Annotated in this window: 4 protein-coding genes; 3 read left to right on the forward strand and 1 reads right to left on the reverse strand. The window is 70.9% G+C overall.

The annotated features are described in order from the left end of the window. A partial coding sequence (locus tag ACQKIP_RS41925) for a glycoside hydrolase domain-containing protein (protein ID WP_427745405.1) occupies window positions 1-983 on the forward strand: 983 nt, incomplete at its 5' end. 191 nt (window positions 984-1174) lie between these two features. Here ACQKIP_RS41925 and ACQKIP_RS41930 read toward each other — a convergent pair. Next, a complete protein-coding gene (locus tag ACQKIP_RS41930) occupies window positions 1175-2419 on the reverse strand; it encodes a CapA family protein (RefSeq protein WP_365865119.1) in 1245 nt (414 codons plus the stop codon). 289 nt (window positions 2420-2708) lie between these two features. Here ACQKIP_RS41930 and ACQKIP_RS41935 point away from each other — a divergent pair, with 289 nt between their 5' ends. Together ACQKIP_RS41935 and ACQKIP_RS41940 are read left to right on the forward strand one after the other, a co-directional pair. Continuing rightward, a complete protein-coding gene (locus tag ACQKIP_RS41935; RefSeq protein ID WP_365865117.1) occupies window positions 2709-3224 on the forward strand; it encodes a hypothetical protein in 516 nt (171 codons plus the stop codon). A gap of 179 nt (window positions 3225-3403) precedes the next feature. Beyond that, on the forward strand, window positions 3404-3977 hold a 574-nt coding region (locus ACQKIP_RS41940; protein ID WP_427745406.1), incomplete at its 3' end, for a zf-HC2 domain-containing protein.

Raw genomic sequence — 3977 nt, forward strand, 5'->3', positions numbered from 1 at the left:
GCTCCTACTCCGAGGAGGCACACCGGCTGGGCATCCAGGTCAAGGTGTACGACACGGTGCGCGAACTGACCCGGCACACACCGGAGTTGCCGGTGCTCGCGTCGCTCGGCGACGAGATCTTCGCACCGGGGCCCGGCGGCGGGCACGCCTGGCTGCGGGAGCATCTGGGCGGGGACTACGTGCCGGGCTGGGTGGCGCCCGACGTGGGGGACGTCGCGGTCGTCACGTCCGGCGACTCGCGGTGGCACAACTCCTATGTGAGCGGGATCGAACGGCTGCGGCGGGTCGTCGGCGTCGACGGCCTCTATCTCGACGACGTGGCGTACGACCGGACGACCATGAAGCGGGTACGGAAGGTCCTGTCCGCCTCCGGCGACCGGCCGCCGCTGGTGGACCTGCACTCCTGCAACCAGTTCCGCGAGCCGGACGGGTTCGCCTCGAGCGCCAACCTGTACGCGGAGCTGCTGCCCTACGTGGACCGGCTCTGGCTGGGCGAGCTCTTCGACTACGACGGGGCGGACGGCTCCGCCGGGGGTGATCCCGCGTACTGGCTCGTGGAGATCTCCGGCATCCCCTTCGGTCTGATGGGCGAGATGCTGGAGGGCGGCGGGAATCCCTGGCGCGGGCTCGTCTTCGGGATGACGGCGCGGGCTCCCATGACGGACGTACGGCCCTTGTGGCGGGCCTTTGACCAACTCCGGCTCGCGGAGGCGGAGATGACGGGGTGGTGGGCCACCGGTTCGCCGCCCGTGCTGACGGGGCATGACGACGTCCTTGCCACCACATGGGAGGGGCCCGGGGGAACCGTGACGGCGCTCGCCTCCTGGGCCGGGGAGCCGGTGGACGTCGTCCTGGCCACCGCTTCGGGGCCGGTGGCGGCCTGCGCTCCCGCGATCGAGGGGTTCCAGCCGGAGCGGAGCTTCGCCGCGGGCGAGGCGGTGCGGGTCGAGCCGGGGCGCGGGTGGCTGGTGCGGATCGGATGAGCGGCCGCCGGGATTCCGGCCGGGCCGGGAATCCGGTCCGGCCGGGTGCCGGATGCGGGCCCCACCTCAGCACGTTGCGGGCCCGCACTCCCCTCACCTTCCTGACATCCGGATACTGCCTCTCCCACCGGAGGCGAGGCAGCCCCGGACGTCTGTGACATGCGCGGCGATCCGCCGGGCGGCGGGCCCGGCTACTTGCCCATCTTCAGGCCGTCCTTCCCCGCGCCCCTGCTCAGGACGACCCGGCGGATCCGGTCACGGATGTCGGCCACGTCCGCGCCGCGGGCGAGGGCCGCGTTCAGATTGGTCGCGCGTCCCGTGCCGGTGTCGAACCACATGGGGATGAACTCGGCCTTCCTGACGTCCCAGCGCCCGCCGGGGGACGCGGGCGGGTCGAACGTGAAGCGGCCGATGGTGCCCTGGTTGCCCCGCGGGTCGTTCACGTCCTCGTCGTTGATCATGTCGCCGGCGATCTGGTCGCCCATGCCGTAGATGACCCAGGTCTTGTTGACCTTCTCGTACGCCTGGGGGACGTGCGCGTGGGTGCCCAGGACCAGGTCGATGTCGGGGCGATCGCCCGAGCGGGACTCCGTGAGCTCCTTGCCCAGGCTCAGCTGGCGGTCGTCCGGCTCGTCCTGCCACTCCGTGCCCCAGTGGACCGAGACCACCACCACGTCCGCGCCCGCCTTCCGCGCGGCGCGCGCGTCCTCGATGATCCGCTCGCGCTCCATGAGGTTGACGGTCCAGGGCTTGCCCTCGGGCAGCGGATTGTCGTTCGTGTCGTACGTGTACGCGAGTTGCGCCACCTTCGCGCCGCCCGCGCGCAGCCAGGCCGGGGATCTGCCCTCCTCGGCCGTACGGCCCGAACCCGCGTGCTTGACGCCTGCCTTGTCGAGCGCGCGGAGCGTCCGGTGCACCCCGGCGGCGCCGTCGTCGAGCGTGTGGTTGGAGGCGGTGGAGCAGGAGTCGTAGCCGGTGGCCTTGAGGGCGTCGGCGATCTGGGGCGGGGACTTGAAGCTGGGGTAGCCGGTGTAGTCGCCGTTCTCGCCGTAGACCGTCTCCATGTGACAGATCGCCAGGTCCGCCTTGGACACGACGGGCTTGGCCCCCTTGAGCATCGGCTCGAAGTCATAGCCGTCGCCGCCCGCGTCGGCGTTGGCCCGGCTGATGATCGAGGAGTGCGGGAGCACGTCCCCGGAGGCGACGAGCGTGAAGGCGCGCGGCGCGTCGCGGGCGCCCCCTGCCGCCGACGGCGCGGACACCGGGTCGTCCCGATTGCCGTCCCTGGAGCCGGCCGGACTGTTTTCGCCGTGCTGCTTCGGATTCCGATCCCTCGCGGGCTTTTCGTTCGCCGTACACGCGGCGGATGCCACGGCTGTGGCTCCGATCATTACCACCGCCAGAACGGCGGTTCCCTGCGGTCTTCGCTGTGTCATCGTCCGGGCTCCGTGAATGGGGGTTATTCGCCGAAACGAATCCACATTCGGACAGATGGTCGAGTCAAGCCGCAATGCCGTCATACTCCCTGAAAAGTATGAAAATCATCCAGCCATGTGACACGAAGAACACAGGGCACCCGACCTGCGACGAAACCGGGGCCCGGGTCAAGTCTCCGTAAAGCGCCTTGCTCAGAGCCCCCCTTGGGTAATCGGCTGTCCTCATCCGTGTTCCGGATTGGGGGCCAGAAGCCGGCGACGCGCACGGATCGGAGGAAGGCGAGACGGGATGCTGCACGAGAGCCGAGGAGACACGGAGGGCCCGAGCGATGATGAACTGGCCGTGCCGATGGCGTGGTTGTACGCCGAGTACATCGCGGACGAATTACTGCGCACCGGCGATTTGATGCCGCCGACATCTTTCGAATACCGCGCCGGGCGTGATGCTCTGGCCCTGACTATTTTCCTCTCCGACGTCAATGGCGAACTGTCGGGCATCCGGGTGATCTCCCAGCTGGAGACCTGGCTGTCCCTGACGGCGTACGACCAGCCGTGGCTGGACTGGGTCGGCGAACGGATGGCCGTGCTCACGGCGGACGCGGTCGCCTCCGGCGAGCCCGCGCCCGACCTGTTGCTCGCCGATCTGGCCTGGCGGTGGCTGGAGGAGACCGAACTGCTCGCACCCGACCTGGACGCGGTGCCCGGCGGCGGTTCGCCGGGCAGCGAGGACGACGGACCCAAGGTGTGGACACCTGCGTGGCGTCTGGGGCTGCCGCTCGGGCACCTGGCGATCCATCTGTTCTGACGACTCCCGACCACTCCTGACGGCTTCTGGCAGCTTCTGAGGGCTCCGCGCGGCATGACAGTGACGTCCTGACGTCACGCGCAACTGTTCTCGTCCCACGCCTTGAGTGATTCGGCGGTCCGCTGCGTACGGGAGGGCAGAAAAGCACCCCCTGCCCGACTCGTCACGCAAGGAACGCCATGAGGCCCCTGGAGCGGCATCGCGACGCCGGCGCCTACGCGCTCGGTGTCCTCGACGCGGCGGACACCTTCCGCTTCGACGATCACCTCATGGACTGCCCGCCGTGCCGGGCCGCGGTGGCGGAACTCGCCCCGACAGCCCAGCAGTTGGCCGCCTACCGGGGTCGCACACCGGCCCCGGTCGATCCGCTGGCGGCGCCCGGGCCCGGTCTCGCCGACCGGCTGCTCGGCGAGGCAGGACGGCTGCGCAGGGCAGGGCGCCGACGGCGGCTGTGCGCGGTGGCGGTCGCCGTCGCGCTGGCCCTCGCGGCTCCCGCGACGGCGGTCCTGCGCTCCGGCGGTCCGGGGCCGGAGCAGATCACCGCCCGCGACGGCCGCACCGGTGTCTCGGCGACCCTGACCGCGCGGGGCCGCGACTGGGGCACGGACGTCGGGCTCCGCGTCCACGACCCGCACGGCGGCGCCCGCGTCTGCCAACTCATCGCCGTTGCCGCCGACGGCTCCGAGCAGACCGTGACGACATGGCGGGCGCCCGAGGACTCCGCGGGCGAGTCCTCCGACGGCCTGTCGACCC

This window comes from Streptomyces sp. NPDC059900 (assembly GCF_050270335.1).
Lineage (GTDB): Bacteria > Actinomycetota > Actinomycetes > Streptomycetales > Streptomycetaceae > Streptomyces.